We start from the raw sequence: 22,191 nt of genomic DNA on the forward strand, positions 1-22,191 counted from the left end.
GCCGCATACCCTGCCCTTAAAGCGCGAATTGAACAATAGTGGCGCAGAAATTTGAGCAGACTGCTCAATTTAGCACCTTGTGAATGGGCACACACTATGCACGGTGCGAGGTGCGCTGTGACCTCCACCACCGAGCGCCGGATCCCACCCGACGCCGAAGACCCGACCGACCGGTACCCGAACGACAGCCCCTGGACACTCGAGCAGAGGGCGCACTTACCGCCCGCGCACCGACTAAGCCTGCGACACGGCACCGAGGGACACCACCGAAGCGATCGAACACCCCTTACATGATGACGTACTGCGGTAATAGCCAATAGCTTTCGCAAACCGTCGGCTATCGGCACCGAAGGCGCTGGTAGTGATCTCGTGCAACTGCACAGGAAAAGCGCTGTGAATTATCAAATAATGCCCACCCGGTGATATACGGTGGCGGACACGGCGCTACGTTTGCGTACGGATGGTTTCGCCGAGGTGCGGCGGTCCACAGGTTGACCCGAAAGGTGGTGTGCCGGTCCGCTCCTCGGGTGCGGCCGTGGGTTCCAGCTATCCGCCTGCGCGGCAAACGACGACGTTTACCGCGCATCTTCCATGCAGTGGTGGTCCGCCCGAATCGCCGAGAAGTCTGTCGGGGTCGGTGAGTCGATGGTGGCCGAAAGTCGAAGGAAAGCCGTGCGAAGAGTTCCGTTCAGGATTGCGATCCTGATGTTGAGCATCGTCTCGATCGGGCTGGTTGGCCTGCCCGTGAATGCTCAACCGCTGTATCCGACCCCGGATCCGGATGTTTTCTACACCCCGCCCGCCGAACTGGCCGCACTGAAACCCGGCGATGTGGTGCGCGCTCGCAAGATCGACACCGGCCCGTATGTCGGCACCGAGGGCTGGCAGGTCGCGTTCCGGTCCACCAACTCGATGAGCAAGCCGGTGATGGGGGTGACCACGGTTCTGCTGCCCATCGGCGTCAAGAACCCGCCGCTCGTCTCCTACCAGGCCCTCATCAATTCACTTGGTACCCAGTGCAACCCGTCGCGGTCGCTGTTCAACGGCGAGCTGCAGGACGCGGTCGGCGCGATGCTGCCGATCGGTCGCGGCTGGGCGGTGTCCCTGCCCGACTACCTCGGCCCGACCTCGGCCTACGGTGCGGCCAGGCTCAGCGGCATGATGACGCTGGACAGTGTCAGGGCGGTGCAGAAGGTGGCCGAACTCGGCCTCACCAATTCGCCGGTCGCCCTGGCGGGTTACTCCGGCGGCGGCATGGCCACCGCCTGGGCGGCCGCGTTGCAGCCCACCTACGCGCCCGATCTGAAGCTCACCACCGCGGTCTCCGGCGGCATCCCCGCCGATCTCGAGGAGATGGCGCTTTCGCTCGGCTTCGCACCGCACCCCGGTTTCGGGTTGGCGTTCGCCGCCGCGATGGGACTGGAGCGCGAGTACCCGGAGAAGCTGCCGATTTCGGATCAGCTGAACGAAAACGGGCTGTGGTTCCGCGAATTCACCCATGACGCCTGCCGCAGGTTCCTGCTGTTCCACGGAGCCTTCCGCAACGCGGAGCAGATGGCCGCATCGAAGAGCCTGATGGACAGCCCTGTCGCCCGCGAAGTCCTGCGCCAGAACAGCTTGCGCCACTTCGACGGCATCCCGTCCGTCCCGGTCTTGATGTGGCAGGGTCGTTTCGACGAACTCACCTTCTTCCCGCCGGTCGCCGAGGTCGCCGACCGCTACTGTCGCGCGGGCGCCCGACTCGAGTTCCGCCCCTACGAAATTGCCGAACACATGACTACGGCCGTGGCGGGCTTCGCCGACGCATGGAACTACGTCGAGGCCCGCTTCCGGGGCGACCCAGCCCCCACCACCTGCTGACCCTGGCATACCACCGGCACGAAACGGCCCCGGAGATGTTCTCCGGGGCCGCTTTTCGTCTGCGAACGGGCTCAGCTGATCGAGCGGACCTGCTCCTCGTATTCAGCCCTGACCTTCTCGTCGGCGGGATGCAGGGCACGGTCGCCGTCGACGAGGCGGCGTACCAGGCGCACCGCGCGCTCCGGCGCGGCCGCCAAGGCAATGTCGATCGGGCCGAGATAGTTCGGCACCGCGACCTCTCCCTTACGGGTGGCAACCGTGCGCAGGATGGCGGCCGCGACGTCTTCCGGATCGACGGTCGGCATGCCGTGGCCGAGCGCCATGCCGGACGACAGCCGGGTGCGCACGGCCGACGGCATGACACAGCTGACGCTGACGCCCTGCGGTGCGAACTCCAAACGGGTTGCGGCGGAAAGGCCTACGGCGGCGAACTTGCTCGCGTTGTAGACGGCGAGACCAGGCAGCGGGATCTTGCCCGCCAGCGAGGCCACATTGACGATGTGACCGCGGCCGCGCTCGACCATGCCAGGCGCGACGGCGCGCATGCCGTGGATGAGACCCCAGACGTTGATGTCCATCGTGGCCTGGCCGACCACGTCCGGCTCGTCGAGGAAAGGACCGGCGGGCATGACGCCCGCATTGTTGACGAGGACGTCGACGTGGCCGAGATCGGCGATCACCTTGTCCCACTGCCCACGCGAGCGCACATCGAGCTCGTAGGCCTTGCCTCCGATCGCGCCTGCGGCTTCCTGCGCGGCCTCGACGTCGACATCGGCGATCACCACCTCGGATCCCTTGGCCGCGAACAACTCCGCGGTGGCGCGGCCGATGCCGCGGCCTGCTCCGGTGATCAGAACACGGGCGCCGCTGAGCGCGACGTCGGGGTAACCATGACCGAGAATTCTCATGCGAAGGTTCCTTGTTCGAGCGCACGGCGGGTGCTGCGCAGACTGTGCTGATAGGTGTCGAGACGGCGACGGCCGTCCATGAAGTTGGGGCCCATCACCGCGAGGTCGTCGGCGGTGGCGGCCACGTGCAGCACCGTGGTTCCGGTCGCGCGTAGCTGGGCGATCTCGGCATCGAGCTTGGCGCTCATGCGGTTTCGCATCTGGCGTTCGAGAAAGTGCCCCGGGCCGGTCGCGGGGATCTTCCCGGCCGATGCCATCGGGGTGAGGACGACGAGCTCGTCCAATTTCGCGGGGATCAGCAGATCCACCGACGCGGTCGAGCCTGCACCACCGTCGATGAAGCGGCGGCCAGCGATCGAGACCGGCGGAAACCAGCCGGGCACCGCCCATGACGCGCGCAGCGCATCGCCGAGCGGTGCGGCAGGTGCATCGGACGAGCCGAACGGAACCCGTTCTCCCGTCGCATAATCCATGCTCACCAACCAGGTCGCCGGGTGCGGCACCCAGGATCGGCCTGGGTTCAGCCGTTCGGCGAGCTGCTGCAACCAGCGCGCGTCGCCGCCGCCGACCGGCAACAGCCCGCTGCCCGCGGTGAGCAGGCCCTGGCCGGAATCGGTGCGCCGCAACGGCAGCCGGACCGAACCTAGTCGCGGGCGCGGCACCGGCGGGAATCGACCTGGCCCGGACCGCATGTGCGCCAACAGGATCGGGTCGGTGGAGGTGCCGTCCTGCATGGCGGCCAGCTCGTCCACCGAGATTCCGCTGCCGAGCATGGTCACCAGCTCCGCGCCCGCCGAGGTCCCGATGAGCACATCAGCCTCGCGCGGATCCCAGCCGAGTGCGTCGCGGACCGCGACCAGCGCCGCGACGATCCACGCCGCGCCCAGCGTGCCGCCGCACCCGATGGCCAGGCCGCGCCGCTGCGACCCGTTGTTGTTACTCATGGTTCCAAACACTAGCAGAATTCAAATACCCTTGGTATCCGAAATCCGACGGTACGTAGAATCGCGGCATGGCACGTCTGACCCGCTCCGAAAGCCAGGCCCGCACCCGCGCTGACCTGATCGCCACGGCACGCGACCTCTTCCTGGCCGACGGCTACGCGAGCACCAGCCTCGAGCGGGTCGCCGAGGAGGCCGGGTACTCGAAGGGCGCCGTCTACTCGAACTTCCGCACCAAGAAGGAACTCGGCCTCGAAGTGCTCGAGCTCATCCACGCGACCAAGTTCCAAGAGGTGACCGACCTGCTCGCGGCCGACGACAGCTTCGACGCGCAGCTCGAGCGGTTCCAGGAGTGGGCCGAACGCACCGTCGGCGATGTCGGCTGGACGATGCTGGAATTCGAGTTCGCCACCGTGTCCAGGGACGATCCCGTCTTGCAGGCCGCGCTCGTCTCCAGCCTCGCGGTGGTGCGCGGCGCGGTCGCCGCCCAGGTGCAGACGCTGGCCGACACGCTCGGCGTCGACCTGCCAGTGCCCGCCGAGGACGCCGCGACGGGCATCCTCAGCATGGGCATCGGCCTCGGCATGCAGCGCGCCATCGACCCGTCGATCCCGGCCCGGTTGATCACCGACGCCGTGCGGCTGCTCATCACCCTCGGCACCGGACCGCTCGCCACGAAAAGCGGTGTCACGCCGTGAAGTGCAAGGTCCACTCGCCGCGGTAATGCAGCCGGGTCACGCTGCCAGGCGGAATGTCGATCCGCCAGAACGATTTCGGCGGCGCGTCCAGCGTCACCAGCAGCGCCGCGCGGATGACGGCGGGATGGGTGACCGCGATGGTCGACTTGCCCTCCGAGGCGATCTCGGCCATCCAGTACCTGGTCCGCTCGATCACGTCCACCACCGACTCCCCGCCGTGGCCGCGGAACATCGGGTCGGTGAGCCAGGCGTACAGCTCGTCCTGCGGCACCGACATCAACGCGCCGCCGCGCCACGCACCCGCATCGAGATCCCGTAGTCGCGTGTCCTCTTCGCCGGGCAGGCCTAACAGCGCCGCGGTCTCCACCGTGCGGCGTTCCGGTCCGGTCAGTACGCGATGGGCGGCAAGCGGCGCACTACCAGAGATGGCACGGCGGCCTGCTTCGGTCAACGATTCGTCGACTGGAAAACGTGCCTTCCGCATCGCCTCGGTCATGCCATGGCTGACCAGGTCGAGTCTGAGCACCTTTTGCACGCTCGAAGCGTACGACTATGCGCATAAGGCTGTTCCGCTGCTCACGAAATCAGTGGGTTTTGCGGCGGTCCCAGGTTGTCGGTGGGTGGGTGCAGACTGAAGGGCATGGCTCAGTTCTCGCCTGCTACGCAGGAGTGGTTCGACGGTGCGTTTCCTGCGCCGACGAGCGCGCAGTTGGGGGCGTGGGCGGCGATTGCGGCGGGTGAGCACACGTTGGTGATCGCGCCGACCGGGTCGGGGAAGACGTTGTCGGCGTTCCTGTGGGCCATCGATCAGTTGGCTACTCGGGAGAAGTCGACCGAGAAGGTCGGGACCTCGGTCCTGTATGTGTCACCGCTCAAGGCGCTTGCGGTGGATGTGGAGCGCAATCTGCGGGCGCCGTTGGTCGGGGTGACGCAGACCGCGAAGCGGCTCGGGTTGGATCCGCCCGCGATCACCGTCGGAGTGCGGTCCGGTGATACCACGGCGGGCGAGCGCCGGACGATGCAGCGGACGCCGCCGGACATCTTGATCACCACGCCGGAGTCGCTGTTCCTGATGCTCACATCGGCGGCCAGGGAGACGCTGCGCGAGGTGCGCACGGTGATCGTGGACGAGGTGCACGCGATCGCGGGTTCCAAACGTGGGTCGCATCTGGCATTGTCGCTGGCCCGGCTCGATCAATTGACCACCGGTGGTGGCCAGGAGACGGGTGCGCACGGGCGTCCTGCGCAACGCATCGGGTTGTCGGCGACCGTGCGGCCGCCGGACGAGGTCGGGCGGTTCCTGGTCGGCAACGCGCCGATCACCATCGTGTCGCCGCCCGCGCCGAAGACCTTCGACCTCTCCGTGCGAGTGCCGGTGGCGGACATGACCGAACCCGGCGAATCCGATCAGCCCGGCTCGATCTGGCCGCACGTGGACGAAGCGATCGTGGATCTGGTGCTCGAGCATCGGTCATCGATCGTGTTCGCGAATTCGCGCAGGCTCGCCGAGCGGCTCACGGCCCGGCTCAACGAGACCTATGCCGAGCGGCTCGGGGAGCCCGTCGACACCGAGCACAAGCCGCCCGCTCAGCTCGGCGCCTCGACCGAGGTGATCCACGGTGCCGGCCCGCTGCTGGCTCGTGCGCACCACGGATCGGTGAGCAAGGAGCAGCGCGCGCTCATCGAAGACGACCTGAAGAGCGGCAGGCTGCGCTGCGTGGTCGCCACCAGCAGCCTCGAGCTCGGCATCGACATGGGCGCGGTCGATCTGGTGGTGCAGGTGGAGGCGCCGCCCTCGGTGGCGAGCGGACTGCAGCGGATCGGCAGGGCCGGCCATCAGGTCGGCGAGATCTCGCGCGGCGTGCTGTTCCCGAAACATCGCACCGATGTGATCCATTGCGCGGTGGCCGCGCAGCGGATGACCGCCGGACAGATCGAGGCCATCCAGATCCCGGCGCATCCGCTCGACATCCTGGCCCAGCAGACCGTCGCCGCGTGTGCGCTCGAACCGATCGACGTCGACGCTTGGTTCGACATCGTCCGCGGGACAGGAAGTTACGCGACGCTGCCGCGGTCGGCGTACGAGTCGGTGCTCGATCTGCTGTCCGGACGGTACCCGTCCGACGAGTTCGCCGAGCTGCGGCCGCGGCTGGTGTGGGATCGCGACGCAGGCACGCTCACCGGGCGGCCCGGCGCGCAGCGACTCGCCGTGACCTCGGGCGGTGCGATACCGGATCGTGGTCTCTTCGCGGTGTACATGGTCGGCGAAAAGGCTTCGCGGGTCGGCGAACTCGATGAAGAGATGGTCTACGAATCGCGGGTCGGCGACGTGTTCGCATTGGGCGCGACCAGCTGGCGGATCGAGGAGATCACCTTCGACCGGGTGCTGGTGACGCCCGCGTTCGGCCAGCCGGGACGGCTGCCGTTCTGGCACGGCGACGGCCTCGGGCGGCCCGCCGAACTCGGCGGGGCGCTCGGCGAATTCGTGCGGAAGGCAGGCCAGCACCAGGAGAACCTCGAAAAGCTCACCGCGGCAGCGGGACTCGACGCCTTCGCGACCGGAAACCTCGGCACCCTGCTCGACGAGCAGCGGACCGCCACCGGTCACCTGCCCACCGACAAGACGCTCGTCGTGGAGCGTTTCCGGGATGAGCTCGGCGACTGGCGGCTGGTGCTGCACTCCCCCTACGGGCTGCCGGTGCACGCACCGTGGGCACTGGCCATCGGCGCCAGGCTGCGCGAGCGGTTCGGCGTCGACGTCGCGCCGAACGCCTCCGACGACGGCATCGTGGTGCGGCTGCCGGACACCACCGACGATCCGCCCGGCGCCGAGCTGTTCGTCTTCGAACCCGACGAGATCGACGACATCGTCACCGAACAGGTCGGCGGCTCAGCGCTTTTCGCGTCCCGCTTCCGGGAGTGCGCGGCAAGGGCGCTGCTGCTGCCCCGGCGCGATCCCGGCAAACGCGCCCCACTGTGGCAGCAGCGGCAGCGCTCGGCTCAGCTGCTCGATGTGGCACGCAAGTTCCCCGACTTCCCGATCCTGCTGGAGACGGTGCGCGAATGCTTGCGCGATGTCTACGATTTGCCGTCGCTGCGAGAGCTGCTCGGGCGGGTTGCGCGGCGCCAACTGCGGTTGGTCGAGGTGGAGACGGCGACGCCGTCGCCATTCGCGAACGCCCTACTGTTCGACTACATCGGGCAGTTCATGTACGACGGGGACAGCCCGCTCGCCGAACGCCGTGCCGCCGCACTGTCGCTCGACTCGGGGCTGCTCGCCGAGCTGCTCGGCCGGGTGGAACTGCGCGAACTGCTCGACGCCGCGGTCATCGACCAGATCGAGCGAGAACTGCAGCGGCTCACCCCGGAACGCCATGCGCGCGATGCCGAAGGGCTGGCCGATTTGTTGCGCCTACTCGGACCGCTGACCGCGGCCGAAGCCGAGGCACGCTGCGTCGCCGATCCCACGGACTGGTTCGCCGAGTTGGTGACCTCGCGCCGCGCGCTGGAGGTGTCCTTCGCAGGCCGCACCTGGATGGTGGCGGTCGAGGACGCATCCCGGCTGCGCGACGCGCTCGGCGTGCCGCTGCCGATCGGGACGCCTGCGGCATTCATCGAGCCCGTCGCCGACCCGCTCGGCGATCTCGTCGGCCGCTATGCCCGCACGCACGGACCGTTCAGCACCGAGGCGGTCGCCGCCCGCTTCGGCCTCGGCACCGCCGTCGTCGCCACCGCCCTGCACCGGCTGATCACCGAAAAACGGATCGTAGAAGGCGAATTCACGCCGGGTGCGGCGGGCTCCGAATGGTGCGACGCGCAAGTGCTTCGCCGCCTACGCCGCCGCTCGCTGGCGGCCGCCAGGCACGAGGTCGAACCGGTGTCGACCGCCACCTTCGGGCGTTTCCTCCCGTCCTGGCAGCACATAGGCACCGGCGAGCTCCGCGGGGTGGACGGCGTCGCGACCGTCGTGGAACAGTTGGCAGGCGTGCCGATCCCGGCCTCGGCCTGGGAATCGCTGATCCTGCCCGCCCGGGTCCGCGACTACTCCCCCGCCATGCTCGACGAGCTGATGGCCACCGGCGAGGTGATCTGGTCCGGCCACGGCGCCATCACCGCAAAGGACGGCTGGGTCGCCTTGCACCTGGCCGATCAAGCCGCCTTCACCTTGGCCCCGCCGGACGACATCGAGCTCTCCGAGGTGCAACTCCGCCTGCTCACCGCGCTCGGCGCCACCCTCACCCCGTGGACGCCCGCACCGGATCCCGTGGGGTCGAGGGATCCGGTATCGCTCGACCCACCAGGACTCGACTCTCCGCTGACGCCGATACCACTCGACCCGCCTAGCCCGGGCGATGCTGCCGCTTCGGCACCGACACCGCCCGGCTCGACATGGCAGGATTCGGCAGCCTCGAATGGCACCGGCCCCGGCGGCAAGAAACGCTCAAACGTAGTGGGGTCGAACAACACTCGGCGATCGGCGGCAGACGCCGCACCCAGTTCGACAGCGCCACGACTCGCGCCCGTGCTGCACGGCGGTGGGGCGTACTTCTTCCGGCAGCTGTCCGACGCCACCGGGTTGCTCGACGACAGCGGGGTTGCGGACGCGCTGTGGGAGTTGGTGTGGGCGGGCATGGTTTCCGGCGACACGTTCGCGCCGGTTCGGGCACTGCTGTCAGGGACTACGCGGACCACGACGGCGCACCGGACGCCACGCCGGGCACCGCGCGGACGGGCCTATCTGCCGCGGCCGAGCATGCCGACGCGGTCCGGGCCGCCGATGGTGGCCGGGCGCTGGTCGCTGCTGCCGGAGCGGGTGTCGGACAACACCGTTCGCGCGCACGCGACGGCGGACATGCTGCTGGAGCGATACGGGGTACTGACGCGAGGATCGGTGCAGAACGAGGGGGTAACCGGTGGGTTCGCGCTGATGTACCGGGTGCTGACCGAGTTCGAGGATCGCGGGCGTTGTCGCCGTGGATATTTCATCGATTCGTTGGGCGGCGCCCAGTTCTCCACCACCGACGTGGTCGACCGGCTGCGCTCCTTCGACACCGAACGCGCGCGCCCCGGCGTGACAGGGCAGCAGACCGGTAGCGCGCTCGCGCTGGCCGCGTGTGATCCGGCGAACCCGTACGGCGCGGCACTGACCTGGCCGAAGGGCGACGCCGACGGCGGGCACCGGCCGGGCCGCAAGGCCGGAGCCTTGGTCGTGCTCGTGGACGGCGAACTGGTGCTCTATCTCGAACGCGGTGGCAAAACCCTGCTCACCTTCACCGAGGACCCGAACGCCCGCCAGTCCGCCGCCAAGGCGCTGGCCGACCTGGTGCACACCCGCAGAGTCGACTCCCTCGTCATCGACAAGGTCGACGGAGAAACCGTGCACGGCAACACCTTCGCAGGCTTCCTCACCGAAGCAGGTTTCTCCGCCACCCCGCGCGGCCTGCGCCTTCGGGGCCGCCCGTGAGCGGGGTGCTGCATGCCCGAGGGTGACACGGTCTTTCTCACCGCCGCTCGCCTTCGTGCGGCGCTGGAAGGGAAGACCTTGACCGGCAGCGACTTTCGGGTGCCCCGGTATGCCACCGTCGACCTGCGCGACGAGGTGGTCACCAGCGTCGGCAGCTACGGGAAGCATCTGTTCATCCGGACACCGACGGTCAGCATCCACACCCATCTGAAGATGGAGGGTTCATGGCGAACCTTCCACTGCGGGCAGCGGTGGACCAAACCGAGGGTGACCGCGCGGGTCGTGCTGCGCACCGACGAGGTCGAGGCCGTCGGGTTTTCGCTCGGCAAGGTGGAGGTGCTGCGGATCGACGAGGAGCACCAGGTCATCGCGCACCTCGGACCGGACCTGCTCGGCCCTGATTGGTCGGTTGAGGAGGCCGTGCGCCGACTGCAGCGATATCCGGACCAGCCGATCGGACTCGCCCTGCTCGATCAACGCAACCTCGCCGGGATCGGCAACATCTACCGCAGCGAGATCTGTTTCCTGCGTCGCGTCCATCCCACCACTCCGGTCGGCGCGGTCCCCGATCTGCTCGCGTTGGTCAACGAGGCACACCGGGTGCTCACCAAGGCCGCGCACGAACCACCGTGGCGCCCACTGGCCTACGGCCGCACGCGGCGACCGTGCCAGCGGTGTGGCACGCCCATCGTCGTCCATCTCCTCGGCGACTCCGCGCCCGATTCGGACCGGATTGCCCACCGTGAACGCGGCATCTACTTCTGCCCGCGCTGCCAGCCGGTTCCCGACGACTGAGCCGAGGCCAATTCCCGCTGACAAAGTTCGCTTCGAGACCAAACCCTTTGGTCAACCGCACCGAATCAGTTGTGCAACATGTAGGGCCGCCCGGCGTGCCAGCACGCTATCACCGGCCGTTCCTGTAATTTGCCACTCAGTTGCTAACGATCGGCGCATTCGGCACGACTACTTCCCTGGCGTTCACCACACGGCACAGGAGCGGATCATGACGACGGCAGCGAGAACGGGCAGACGACTGCTCTTCGCGATCGGCAGCCGCCTCCTCTTCGCCACATTGGCGACCCTCGCCACCGTGCTGTTCAGCTACCTACTGCTGCATCAGAATTCGAACGCCGATCCGCCGCGGGCGCCGTATCCCCCACTCACCACGGTCGTCCCAGGCCCTTGACGCCGGCCACGCTTCGGATCTAACTTACAACTTGTAAGTTAGTGAGGAGTGCGGCATGAACGACCAACGGCAGTATGTGGTCATCGGCGGTGGACTGGCCGGGCTCGCCGCCGCGGTCTGGCTCGCCGAGGCAGGCAAGCAGGTCACCCTGCTGGAACGACGCGGCAGGCTCGGCGGCCGCACCCATGCGATGAAGGTCGACGTGGTCGACGACCTCCCGGACAACGGCCAGCATGTGATCGCCAGCGGCTACGACCATCTGTTCCGATACCTGACCAGCATCGGCACCCGCCAGTACGTCGCGTTCCCGCACCATGCCACCCTGCGCTGGCCCGACGGCCGCAGCGTCACCATGCGCACGAAGGGACTCGGCGCACTGCGCACCCTGACCGGCGCCCACCCCGACGCCTCGCTGCTCGAACGAGCCAGGACCCTCGTCGCCACAACGAAGCTCGGCTGGCAATGCCTGAACCAACCCGCCGACCTGGCAGACCTCAGCACCGAGCAATGGTTCAACCGCGTCGGCATGCCGGCGAAAGCCCGTGAGGCACTGTGGGATTGGCTTGCCCTCGGGGTCGCCGCCGAACCGGTGCAGCGCGAATCGGCGAAGGTGCTCGCGGACGTCATGGCCACCGGCATCCGCCTCGGCATCAAACATCGACGGCCGGCCACCATCGGCTACCCCACCACCGACCTGGACACGCTCTACATCACCGGTGCGCTGAAATTCTTTGCACAGCACGGGGTTCAGGTCCGATACCGGGCGGTGGCCCGCCGGATCACCATCGTCGACGGCAACGTCACCGGCGTGACGCTGGCCGACGGCACCACGGTCCCCGCGGACGCGGTGGTGTGTGCGGTGCCGAACTCCACCATCAACGGCCTGCTCGACGACCTGCCCGAGCACGCCGAAATCTACGCGGCCGCAGACAAACTGGGCTACACGCCGATCGTCAGCACCAACCTGTACCTGGATCGCCCGCTCGGCACCACCGCCGAATTCGAGGCGCTGATCGGCGGCACCGGCGTGATCGACGAGGTCTTCGACCGCCAGCGGATGACCGGCCGCGCCACCGATCGGGCCTGGTTGTACTGCCTGACCACGAGCGGAGCCTACGAGCAGATCCACAAGAGCAACGAGGAGATCGTCGCCGAACAGGTCGAGCTGCTGCGCCGGTACTATCCGGCCGCGAAAGAAGCGAAAGTCATTCTCGGACACGTGGTTCGGATGCCCAAGGCGACCTTCTCCCAGGTGGTCGGCACGCACGCGCTGCGCCCGGCGCAAAAGACCTCGGTGCCGACGCTGGTGCTCGCGGGCGACTGGACCGCCACCGACTGGTCGGCGACGATGGAAAGCGCGGTCCAGAGCTCGGCCAACGCGGTCGATTTGCTGCTTGCGCTACCGTCGGTGCCGTGACCACGGAGCGCACCGCGTCCGAGCACATCGCTCGGTCGCCGTCCACCGGGGCTTCGATCGCCGAGGCCCCGACCGATCAGCCGTCCCCGAAGCGCAGGATGTCGGCAGCCGACCGGCGCGCCCAGCTACTCGATGTCGCCCGCGACATCGTCGCCGCCGATGGTTTCGGCGCGGTCAGCATCGACCGGGTGGCGCGCGAGTCCCAGGTCGCCCGCGCCCTGGTGTATCAGCAGTTCACCGACCTCGGCGGCCTGATGACCGCGCTGCTCGATCGCGAATCGGCGATCGCGCTGGCCGGGGTCGGCAGCGTCGACTGGTCCGACGCCGACGCTGTCGACGTCGACCGGGTCGGCCGCGGCATCCTCGCCTATCTGCATGCGGCGCCGACCAGTTGGCGGATCATCCTCAGCCCGCCGGACGGCGGGCCGCCCGACCTGCGCGCCAGGCTCGAACTCGGCCGCGCCTACGCCCGCGCGATCGGCGCGCGCCACCTCTCCCGCTACACCGGCGTCCGGGTCGACCCGGACGGTCCCACCGAGCGGATCATGCTGGCGGCCATGGAAGAGCTGGCCCGGCTGCACCTGACCGATCCGGTGCAGTACCCGGACGAGCTGGTGCTGCGCTATCTGCGCTCGCTCGTCGGCTGGGCGGTCCGCCTCGAAGCACCGGACACCCTCGGGGCAACCTGAGTAACCAACCTCGACCGGCTTCATCACCCTGACCTGCGGCGACGTCCGCCTCATGAAAATCTCACGGACACCTTGGTTTCCTACTTCCAGGCGCGGAACAGCGCGCCAGGGAGAAAGGAAAACAGCATGAAAATCAGCACCCTGCTCGCGGCCGTCGCGCTCACCGCAGGCCTCGTCGCCGGAGGGTCGGCGGTGGCCAACGCGGAGACGATCTACGTCGGCACGTACGGCACCGAGGCGGCCTGCCGCGCCGACGGACTGAACGCGCCCGCCCACCCGGACTGGAAATGGTGGGAGTGCCAGCAGACCCCGACCGGTGAGTGGGACCTCTACTACTCCACCAACTGATCTCGGCGACCCGGTGGTTCGGCGGGGGCCGGACCACCGGGCGGCACACTGCCTCAAATGACCTATTCTCTGATCTCGTGCGGGTGTTGGTAGTGGAAGACGATGAGGGTCTCGGCATCGAAATCGCGGCTGGATTGCGGGCGGCCGGTTTCGCGGTCGACCTCGCATACGACCTCGCCGACGCCGACTTGAAGATCGCCGTCAACACCTACGACGTCCTCGTGCTCGACCGCGGCCTGCCCGACGGCGACGGACTGCAGCTGGTCGCCGCGCAGCGCGCCGCAGGCGCGCGGGTGCCGGTGCTGATGCTCACCGCCCGCGACGGCGTTGCCGATCGCGTCGCCGGTTTCGAGCACGGCGCCGACGACTATCTCGTCAAACCGTTCGCGCTGCCCGAACTCGCCGCCAGGGTGCGCGCGCTCAGCAGGCGCCGCGAACATCCGGCGCCCGCGCGCCTGGTGCTCGGCGATATCGACATCGACCTGCCGCGGCGACGGGTCGTGCGCGCGGGCATCCTGCGCTCGCTGACCCCCAAGGAATTCGCGGTGCTCGAACTGCTCGCCACGCGCGCGGGCAGCGTCGTCTCCCGCAGCGAACTCATCGAGTGCTGCTGGGACGAGATGGCCGAGCCCGCCTCGAACGTGGTCGACGCGGTCATCGCGCAGCTACGTCGCAAGCTCGGGCCACCGCCGGTGATCGAAACCGTCCGTGGCACCGGATTCATGATCGGAAGTGAAGCATTCGCACGTTGAGCCAGGCCGAGCCGCGCGGCGACATCACGAGCCTGACCAATCCTCGCCCCGCCGTCGCCAGGCTGCGCCGCACCCGCTGGCTGCTGACCGCGCTGATCACCGTGATCACCGCGACCAGTCTGGTCATCCTCGGCGTCCTCGCGGCGACCATCGACGCGCGGTCCAGGCACAACGCGGTGGACAACAGTCTCGACCGGGTCGTGTCGGGGCTGTGGCGCGCCCTCGACTTCGACCCGGACGAGCAGGCGATCAACCTGGACCAGGTCAAGCAGGACGATCTGGCCAACGGTGAGATGGCGGTCATGATCGTCACGAACGACGACAACGGGCGCTGGCGCGAGATCTACGGACATCTGCGCTCCTGGCTGCCGGCCAGCAACGGCGTCGCCGCGATGGCCGATGATGCGGTGCGGGTCTCGGGCACCGTCTTCCAAGACAGCCGCGACAGCGCGGGACGACCGGTGCGACTCGCGGCGACCCCGGCCTACTGGGAGGACACGAAGACCCGGGCCGTCGTCATCGCAGGCACGAATCCCGGTCTGCACGACCGGGATCGGGCATTGCTGTTATGGGGCCTGGTGGTCGGCGGACTCACCCTGGTCGTCTTGTCCGCCATTGCGGCACATGGCATTTCGGGCCGGAGCATGCGTCAGGCGCTGGCGTTGATCGAGGAACAGGAACGCTTCCTCGGCGACGCCGCACACGAATTGCGCACGCCGCTCACCACTTTGGGGCTGGTGACCGCGCCGCGCAGGCGCAACCCGCACGAGGTGGAGCGCGCGCTCACCGATGCCAGCGCACTCGGCGCCAAGATGGAGCGGATCGTCGCAGGCCTGCTCGCACGGGCCAGGATGCAGGCAGGCGTCACGACGATGGAGCGGGTGCAGTTGCTGCTCGATCAGCTCACCGAAGCGGTGGTCGAGGAATTCAAGTCCGAGATCCTCGTGCAGACCACGCCAACGGTGGTCGTCGGTGACCCGAACCTGCTGAGCCTCGCGGTGCGCAACCTGATCGAGAACGCCATCACGCACGGCGCCGTCAATCCCGGCGCGCCGGTCGAGGTGTACGTCGGCGACGGGCGGGTCAGCGTGCGCGATCACGGTGCCGGGCTGAATCCGCAGCTGTCGAGCAACCCGTTCCAGCGCGGCGTCACCGGCGGCCGCGGCAGTGGCATCGGCCTGGCGCTGGTCGCCTGGATCGCCGAACTCCACGGCGGCGCCGCGACCATGGAACCGGCGCCGGGCGGCGGCACCATCGCCACCATCGCCCTGCCGCCGCCGACGCTGTAGGTTGCGCCGAATCAGGCGGTCACCTGGTGGAATTGGATGAGGTTGCCGCAGGTGTCGTCGAATACCGCGGTGGTTGTCGTGCCCATGTTCGTCGGCTCCTGAGTGAACTCGACGCCGCGCCGGCTCAGCCGCTCGAATTCGGCGTGCACGTCATCGACGCCGAAGGTGGTGACCGGGATGCCGTCGGCACGCAACGCATCCCGATAGGGACCGACGGCAGGGTGCCCGGCGGGCTCGAGCAGCAGCTCCGTGCCGTCCGGATCCTCCGGCGAGACCACGGTCAACCAAGAGGCGGCGCCGAGCGGAATATCGTTCTTCTTCACGAATCCGAGCACATCGGTGTAGAACTGCAGCGCCTTCTGCTGGTCATCGACGAAGACACTGGTGACGACGATCTTCATGGATTTGCCTTTCCGTTGTCGGCGAGCCATCGATCAACCAGGCCCACCAGTGGTTTCCGGTCGATGTAGTGGAACTTGGACCGGCCTGCCCGCTCCGTCCTGACCAGCCCCGCCTGCTCCAGCACATCGAGATGCTGCGAGACGGCCTGGCGCGAGGAACCGAGCCCGTGCCGCATGGTCAGCCGCCCGCAGATCTCGAAGAGCGTCTGACCGTCCCGCTCGGCCAGCCCGTCCAGAATCGCCCGGCGGGTCGGATCGGCGAGCGCCTTGAACACGTCACGCACAGCACCGACAATAGGCAAGTATTTACTTGCATGTCAATGCTCGGGACCATGGTCCGTGTGCTCGTTTCGAGGCAGGCGGGTGTTCAGCCGTCCAGCGGAACCGGCTCCAGAATTTCGGGGCGCGGCTCGGGGGCGGCGACGCGCAGTGCGTCGGCGGAAATGTCGTCGGGCTGAGTCTGCGAACGGATCTCGGCTTCCACGCGAGCCTGGTACGTGGTTATCTCACGGGCGATTTCGGCGTCGTCCCAGCCGAGGACGGGGGCGACGAGGCGGGCAACCTGTTCGGCGCAGGCACTGCCGCGGTGCGAATATTCGATGGAGATCCTGGTGCGCCGGGCGAGGATGTCGTCGAGGTGCAGCGCGCCCTCGGCTGCGGCCGCGTAGACGGCCTCGACCTGCAGATACGAGGGCGCCTCGGTAATCGGTTGCAGGAGTTCGGGTTTGCCGTCGGCCATCGCCATCACCTCGTCGATGAGGGAGCCGTAGCGGTCGAGCAGGTGCTTGATCCGGTACGGGTGCACGCCGTACGCCTCGGCCAGCTGGACGGTTTGGTTGACGAGGGCGAAGTAGCCGTCGGCGCCGAGCAGCGGGACCTTTTCGGTGATCGATGGCGATACTCGAGCCGGAATGTCTTGCGCCGCTTCGTCCACCGCGTCATAGGCCATCACACGGTAAGTGGTGTACTTGCCACCCGCGATGCCGACGAGGCCGGGCGCGACGCGGGCGACGGCGTGTTCCCTGGACAGCTTGGAGGTCTCGTCGCTCTCGCCGGCCAGCAGCGGGCGCAAGCCCGCGTACACGCCGTCGATGTCGTCGTGGGTCAGCGGCGTGACCAGCACCTCGTTCACCCGGTCGAGCAGGTAGTCGATGTCGGCCTTGGTCGCCGCGGGATGGGCGAGGTCGAGGTTCCAGTCGGTGTCGGTGGTGCCGATGATCCAGTGGGTGCCCCACGGGATGATGAACAGCACCGAGGTGGGGGTGCGCAGGATGATCGCGGCATCGCTGACGATGCGGTCGCGCGGCACCACGATGTGCACGCCCTTGGAGGCGCGCACATGAAAACGACCGCGCTGGTGCGACAACGCCTGCACCTCGTCGGTCCACACGCCGGTCGCGTTGATCACCACATGCCCGCGTACCTCGGCGGTGCGGCCGTCCTCGCTGTCGCGCACCTTCACGCCGACCACCCGGTCCGACTCGCGCAGGAAGCCGACGACCTGGGTGGACGTGCGGATCACCGCGCCGTAGTGCGCGGCGGTGCGGGCGACGGTCATGGTGTGGCGGGCGTCGTCGACCACGGTGTCGTAGTAGCTGACGCCGCCGATCAGCGCGCTGCGCTTGAGGCCTGGCGCCAGCCGCAGCGCGCCCATTCGGGACAGATGCCGTTGTCCTGGCACGGATTTCGCGCCGCCCATGGTGTCGTAGAGCACCAGGCCTGCCGCCACGTAGGGGCGTTCCCACGCCCGATGGGTGAGCGGGTAGAGGAAGCGCAGCGGCTTCACCAGGTGCGGCGCCAGCGTGGACAGCGCGAGCTCGCGCTCGCGCAGCGCCTCGCGCACCAGACCGAACTCCAGCTGCTCCAGGTACCGCAGGCCGCCGTGGAACATCTTCGACGAGCGGCTCGACGTGCCGGAGGCCAGGTCACGGGCCTCGACCAGCGCCACCTGCAGCCCGCGTGTCGCGGCATCGAGCGCGATGCCTGCACCGACCACCCCGCCGCCGATGACGACCACATCGAAATGGTCCTTGCCGAACCGCTCCCAGGCCGTCCTACGCTGCTCCGGACCGAGGAACTGGGATTCCGGTTTCTTGGTCATGCTCGACTCCTCCAGCCGCGCCGGTTGTCGACGACGTAGTGGTCTTTCTCGGGCATTCGTTCGAGCTGCTCCCGTACAGGCTATGCGAACCGGTACGGATCTCTTCGACCGTGACGCCGTCCGTGTCGTCGATCACTACCCATCGGTAACTGACACCGACCCTAATCGAGCGACCCGGCGACGGCAGGGCAAGACATCGGCGGGACCCGCGCACGCCACAATCGACCACACCCGGGCCCGGTTTTAGTAACCTGCACGAATGCGTCGCTATGTGGCCGCCATCGACCAGGGCACGACTTCGAGTCGCTGCATCGTCTTCGATCGGCAGGGGCGCGTTGTCGGCGTCGCCCAACGGGAACACGAACAGATCTTCCCGCGCCGGGGCTGGGTCGAGCACGATGCCGAAACCATCTGGACGAATACCGAATTCGTGCTCGGCGAGGTGCTGAAGCAGACGAAGCTCGGCAAGGACGACATCGCCGCGGTCGGCGTCACCAACCAGCGCGAGACCACGGTGGTCTGGGATCGCGCCAGCGGCAAGCCGATTCACCACGCGATCGTCTGGCAGGACACCCGCACCGACCGGCTCACCACCGAGCTGGGCGGCGAGATCGGGCCGACCCGCTATCAAGAACGCACCGGCCTGCCGCTGTCCACCTACTTCGCAGGCCCCAAGCTCCGCTGGATCCTCGACAACGTCGACGGTGCGCGCAAGCGCGCCGAGGCGGGCGAGCTGTGCTTCGGCACCATCGACAGCTGGGTGCTGTGGAACCTCACCGGCAAGCACATCACCGATGTGACCAACGCCTCGCGCACCATGCTGATGGATCTGCGTACCCGGCAATGGGATTCGCAGATCTGCGCGGAATTCGGGGTGCCGGAGTCGATGCTGCCCGAGATCCGCAGCTCCTCGGAGGTCTACGCGGAGATCACCGCGGGCCCGCTGGCGGGCATCCCGGTGGCAGGCATCCTCGGCGATCAGCAGGCCGCCACCTTCGGCCAGGCCTGCCTGTCCCCCGGCGAGGCCAAGAACACCTACGGCACCGGCAATTTCATGCTGCTGAACACCGGGACGACACCGGTGCTCAGCAAGCACGGCTTGCTGACCACCGTCTGCTACCAGCTCGGCGACCAGGAGGCCGTGTACGCGCTGGAGGGCTCCATCGCGGTGACCGGCTCACTGGTGCAATGGTTTCGGGACAACCTCGGCATCATCTCGTCCGCGGACGAGATCGAGCCGCTGGCCCGCAGCGTCGAGGACAACGGCGGCGCCTACATCGTGCCCGCCTTCTCCGGCCTCTTCGCGCCCCGCTGGCGGCCGGATGCGCGCGGGGTGATCGCCGGGCTCACCCGGTTCGTCAACAAGGCGCACCTGGCGCGAGCGGTGTTGGAGTCCACCGCCTTTCAGACCCGCGAGGTGGTCGATGCGATGCGCGCCGACGCCGAATCCGAGCACCTCGACCTCGAGCTGACCACCCTGAAGGTGGACGGCGGCATGGTCGGCAACGACCTGCTCATGCAGTTCCAGTCCGACATCCTCGACGTGCCCGTGGTGCGGCCGGTGGTCAACGAGACCACCGCGCTCGGCGCAGCCTACGCGGCGGGTCTCGCGGTCGACTACTGGTCGGGCACCGACGACATCAGGGAGAACTGGGCGGCCGACAAGACCTGGCAGCCAACGATGTCCGAGGACGACCGCGCCGAACACCTGAAGGCATGGAACAAGGCCGTCGAACGCACCTACGACTGGGCCGACTGACCTGCTCGCAGGGTATGACCCATTCGCCAGGCCCTGGTGTCGAAGTCCCCTGAGGCGCCGGCTGAGCCGTCGACACTGGGCCTAGCCTGCGGCGTCTGCCAGCCTGTCCACCGCAACGGTCAGGGTGTCGGCGTCGGAGGTCGTGAAGCACAGGCGCATCGAGTTCCGGTAGCCGCCGTCGACGGCGAACGCCGAGCCTGGCACGTAGGCGACGCCCGCGTCGAGCGCCCGGGGTAGCAGCAGTTCGGTGTCGGTGCCGTCGGTGAAATCGGCCCAGACGAACATGCCGCCGGTGGCGTCGGTGCAGTGCAGCCGGTCGCCGAAGCGGGTACGCAGCGCGTGCACAAGGGCTTTGGCGCGTTCGCCGTATGCGTGCCGGACGGTGTCGATGTGGCCGGTCAGCCAGGCTTCATCGGTGAGCAACTCGGTCGCGATCTGCTGGGTGAGCGCCGAACCACACAGGTCGGCACCCTGTTTCAGCAATTCCACGGCGCGGCAGACCGGATCCGGCGCGACCATCCAGCCGACCCGCAACGTCGGCGAGATGATCTTCGAGGCGCTGGAGAGCCGGATCACGTTGGGCGCGTACGCCGCCACCGGTTCGGGGGTGGGCCGATCGAACCACAGCTCACCGTACGGATCGTCCTCGATCACCCAGAACCCGTTGGCGACAGCGAGTTCGGCGAGCTCCCTGCGGCGCGCCCGACTCTGCGTCACGCCGCCCGGGTTGTGGAAGTTGCTCACCGTGTGTACGAAGGCAGGCCGCTCACCCCGCGCGAGCAGTTCCTTCAACACATCGATGCGCATGCCTTCGCCGTCGAGCGGCACCGCGACGATCCGCGCACCGGCGGCCCGGAAGACTTGCAGCGCACCGACATACGCCGGGTCCTCCACCACGACCAGCGCGCCTGGATCCAACAGCACCTCGGCGAGCAGCGACAACGCCTGCTGCGAGCCGTGTGTCACGAACACCTCGGCGACCTCGACCGGCCGCCCGAGCCGCGCCGACTCGCGCTCCGCGAGCACCGCACGCAGCGGCGCCCAGCCCGGCGACTCGGTGTACTGCAGGCACCCGGTCCCCCGCAACGCGTTGTCGGCCGCGATCGCCAACCGCTCGCGCGGCATCAGCTCGGCATCCGGCAACCCACCGGCGAGCCCGATCACCTCGGGCCGCGCGGTGAGTTTCAGCAGGTCACGTATCGCCGAGCTACGCAGGCCGCCGAGCTTGCCCGCGAGCGGCGGAAGGGTCGCCGACATACCTCAACTGTGACACACCGCTACCAAGATATGAAACTAGTTTCCCATTATTTGAGACGAGTATCGATCGAGTACAGCAGATACTTGCCGTCGCGCACCACCGTGGTGATGGTCTGCGGGTAGAGCCGCTCCGTCCCGTCCGGCTTGAACTCCTGCAGGTCGACCTCGTACGTCCCCGATGCGGTCTCGGCGATCCGCAGGCAGTGCTTGGTGCCGACGGGGATCTCGGCGTTGATGGCTTCCTGGATGTTCGCCGCTGGCGACACGTTGATCGTGTCGTCTGCGACGAACTTCCTGGCCCGCTCGCCACTGCGCTCCACGTAGAAGGCGTACTGGAACCCGAGAATCGCGCCTGCACCGCTAGCGGTGTCGCCAGGGCCGTTGCCGACGGTCACGTTGCCGTCCTTGCTCGCCGGACAGCTGCCCGCCCTGGTGGACACGGGCGGCGGCGCCGCGGAGTCGCCAGTGTTGTTGCTGGACACCATGATCACGGTCACCGTCAGCCCGATGAGGATGGCGACCGCAACGAGACCCGCGAGCCAGTTCCTGCCCTTGTGCGAGCTGGACTTCCGTGGCGGCGGCGTCGTCGGAGAGGTCGGCGCCAGCCGCTGCGCGATCGGATCGTCCGCCCAGGACAGGCCTGGCGCGGCCAGCGGCGGCGGCTTCGGCACGCTGCCCGTATCGGTCGGACGCGTCCACCAGGTGTCCTTGTCGGCGTCGGCCTGCGCCGGCTCGGCAGCCGGAACCCGTTGCTGCGGAGGCGGTCCCGGCCGCTGCGCGGGCGGCGGCGTCGGATAGACCGTCGAATCGGGTGCGCGATACTGCGCGGCCTGCGGCGGCTCCGGTTCGGCCGCGGGCCGCCACACCAACTCGGGATGGTCCGCGGTCTGCTCGGGCACCGGCCAGCGCGGACCGGTGTCACCCATCGGCGGACCGAATTCCGAGACAGGCGGACCGAATTCCGAGACGGGAGGACCGAATTCGCCCACCGGCGGACCGAAGTCCGACGCGGGCCGCTCGTCGGATTCGTTCTCCCTCGGATCACCGTCGGAGGTCACACCCACTCCTTTCCCCAGGACACACGTGTGGGGCGGTCGCGAACGACCGCCCCACCCGTCGAA

The 22,191-nt window shown here is 68.2% G+C and carries 19 protein-coding genes; 11 read left to right on the forward strand and 8 right to left on the reverse strand.

Going from position 1 to position 22,191, the window contains the following annotated elements; all coding sequences use genetic code 11:
- The first annotated feature begins 705 nt into the window (after window positions 1-705).
- Entirely contained in the window at window positions 706-1,860 is a 1,155-nt protein-coding gene (locus tag ACGFNJ_RS21240) for a lipase family protein (protein ID WP_393450648.1), read from the forward strand.
- 71 nt (window positions 1,861-1,931) lie between these two features.
- Here ACGFNJ_RS21240 and ACGFNJ_RS21245 read toward each other — a convergent pair whose 3' ends face one another.
- Together ACGFNJ_RS21245 and ACGFNJ_RS21250 are read right to left on the reverse strand one after the other, a co-directional pair.
- A complete protein-coding gene (locus ACGFNJ_RS21245; protein ID WP_393450651.1) occupies window positions 1,932-2,768 on the reverse strand; it encodes an SDR family oxidoreductase in 837 nt (278 codons plus the stop codon).
- The gene (locus tag ACGFNJ_RS21250; protein ID WP_393450654.1) at window positions 2,765-3,712 is read right to left on the reverse strand and encodes a patatin-like phospholipase family protein; all 948 of its coding nucleotides are present in this window, start codon (window positions 3,710-3,712) and stop codon (window positions 2,765-2,767) included. The genes ACGFNJ_RS21245 and ACGFNJ_RS21250 overlap by 4 nt, the downstream gene beginning before the upstream one ends.
- Window positions 3,713-3,780: 68 nt before the next feature.
- Here ACGFNJ_RS21250 and ACGFNJ_RS21255 point away from each other — a divergent pair, with 68 nt between their 5' ends.
- Window positions 3,781-4,407 carry a TetR/AcrR family transcriptional regulator gene (locus ACGFNJ_RS21255; RefSeq protein ID WP_393450657.1) on the forward strand — a complete coding sequence of 209 codons (627 nt, stop codon included), beginning with the start codon at window positions 3,781-3,783 and terminating at the stop codon, window positions 4,405-4,407.
- Here ACGFNJ_RS21255 and ACGFNJ_RS21260 read toward each other — a convergent pair.
- Window positions 4,397-4,942, reverse strand: coding sequence for a histidine phosphatase family protein (locus ACGFNJ_RS21260; RefSeq protein ID WP_393450660.1), 546 nt, complete (start codon window positions 4,940-4,942; stop codon window positions 4,397-4,399). The two genes, ACGFNJ_RS21255 and ACGFNJ_RS21260, sit on opposite strands and share 11 nt — an antisense overlap.
- A gap of 105 nt (window positions 4,943-5,047) precedes the next feature.
- Here ACGFNJ_RS21260 and ACGFNJ_RS21265 point away from each other — a divergent pair, with 105 nt between their 5' ends.
- The 8 genes from ACGFNJ_RS21265 (at window position 5,048) to ACGFNJ_RS21300 (ending at window position 15,552) form a co-directional block, all read left to right on the forward strand.
- Window positions 5,048-9,871 (forward strand): ATP-dependent helicase, encoded by a 4,824-nt coding sequence (locus ACGFNJ_RS21265; RefSeq protein WP_393450663.1) that lies wholly within the window; start codon window positions 5,048-5,050, stop codon window positions 9,869-9,871.
- 12 nt (window positions 9,872-9,883) lie between these two features.
- On the forward strand, window positions 9,884-10,666 hold the full coding sequence (locus ACGFNJ_RS21270) for a DNA-formamidopyrimidine glycosylase family protein (protein ID WP_393450666.1): 783 nt from the start codon (window positions 9,884-9,886) through the stop codon (window positions 10,664-10,666).
- A 208-nt stretch (window positions 10,667-10,874) separates the two neighbouring features.
- Window positions 10,875-11,057 carry a hypothetical protein gene (locus ACGFNJ_RS21275; protein WP_393450668.1) on the forward strand — a complete coding sequence of 61 codons (183 nt, stop codon included), beginning with the start codon at window positions 10,875-10,877 and terminating at the stop codon, window positions 11,055-11,057.
- A gap of 55 nt (window positions 11,058-11,112) precedes the next feature.
- A complete protein-coding gene (gene hpnE, locus ACGFNJ_RS21280) occupies window positions 11,113-12,474 on the forward strand; it encodes a hydroxysqualene dehydroxylase HpnE (RefSeq protein ID WP_393450671.1) in 1,362 nt (453 codons plus the stop codon).
- A gap of 98 nt (window positions 12,475-12,572) precedes the next feature.
- The gene (locus ACGFNJ_RS21285) at window positions 12,573-13,163 is read left to right on the forward strand and encodes a TetR/AcrR family transcriptional regulator (protein ID WP_393452207.1); all 591 of its coding nucleotides are present in this window, start codon (window positions 12,573-12,575) and stop codon (window positions 13,161-13,163) included.
- Window positions 13,164-13,289: 126 nt separating this feature from the next.
- On the forward strand, window positions 13,290-13,511 hold the full coding sequence (locus ACGFNJ_RS21290) for a hypothetical protein (RefSeq protein ID WP_393450674.1): 222 nt from the start codon (window positions 13,290-13,292) through the stop codon (window positions 13,509-13,511).
- A 77-nt stretch (window positions 13,512-13,588) separates the two neighbouring features.
- The gene (locus tag ACGFNJ_RS21295) at window positions 13,589-14,263 is read left to right on the forward strand and encodes a response regulator transcription factor (RefSeq protein WP_393450677.1); all 675 of its coding nucleotides are present in this window, start codon (window positions 13,589-13,591) and stop codon (window positions 14,261-14,263) included.
- Entirely contained in the window at window positions 14,260-15,552 is a 1,293-nt protein-coding gene (locus ACGFNJ_RS21300; RefSeq protein WP_393450680.1) for a sensor histidine kinase, read from the forward strand. Before ACGFNJ_RS21295 ends, ACGFNJ_RS21300 begins: the two co-directional genes overlap by 4 nt.
- Window positions 15,553-15,563: 11 nt before the next feature.
- Here ACGFNJ_RS21300 and ACGFNJ_RS21305 read toward each other — a convergent pair whose 3' ends face one another.
- The 3 genes from ACGFNJ_RS21305 to ACGFNJ_RS21315 all read right to left on the reverse strand — a co-directional run bounded on the left by ACGFNJ_RS21305 (window position 15,564) and on the right by ACGFNJ_RS21315 (window position 18,054).
- Window positions 15,564-15,953 carry a VOC family protein gene (locus ACGFNJ_RS21305; protein WP_393450683.1) on the reverse strand — a complete coding sequence of 130 codons (390 nt, stop codon included), beginning with the start codon at window positions 15,951-15,953 and terminating at the stop codon, window positions 15,564-15,566.
- Complete coding sequence (locus ACGFNJ_RS21310) at window positions 15,950-16,237, reverse strand: ArsR/SmtB family transcription factor (protein ID WP_393450686.1); 288 nt, start codon at window positions 16,235-16,237, stop codon at window positions 15,950-15,952. The genes ACGFNJ_RS21305 and ACGFNJ_RS21310 overlap by 4 nt, the downstream gene beginning before the upstream one ends.
- 83 nt (window positions 16,238-16,320) lie before the next feature.
- Complete coding sequence (locus ACGFNJ_RS21315) at window positions 16,321-18,054, reverse strand: glycerol-3-phosphate dehydrogenase/oxidase (RefSeq protein ID WP_393450689.1); 1,734 nt, start codon at window positions 18,052-18,054, stop codon at window positions 16,321-16,323.
- 259 nt (window positions 18,055-18,313) lie between these two features.
- Between ACGFNJ_RS21315 and glpK the strand changes: the two genes are divergently transcribed.
- Entirely contained in the window at window positions 18,314-19,813 is a 1,500-nt protein-coding gene (glpK, locus tag ACGFNJ_RS21320; RefSeq protein ID WP_393450692.1) for a glycerol kinase GlpK, read from the forward strand.
- 81 nt (window positions 19,814-19,894) lie between these two features.
- Here the strand turns inward: glpK and ACGFNJ_RS21325 are convergent, their stop codons facing one another.
- Complete coding sequence (locus ACGFNJ_RS21325; RefSeq protein ID WP_393450695.1) at window positions 19,895-21,070, reverse strand: PLP-dependent aminotransferase family protein; 1,176 nt, start codon at window positions 21,068-21,070, stop codon at window positions 19,895-19,897.
- Between the two features lie 47 nt (window positions 21,071-21,117).
- Window positions 21,118-22,128, reverse strand: coding sequence for a hypothetical protein (locus ACGFNJ_RS21330; RefSeq protein WP_393450698.1), 1,011 nt, complete (start codon window positions 22,126-22,128; stop codon window positions 21,118-21,120).
- Between the last annotated feature and the right edge of the window lie 63 nt (window positions 22,129-22,191).

Source organism: Nocardia sp. NPDC049149 (genome assembly GCF_043197455.1).
Lineage (GTDB): Bacteria > Actinomycetota > Actinomycetes > Mycobacteriales > Mycobacteriaceae > Nocardia.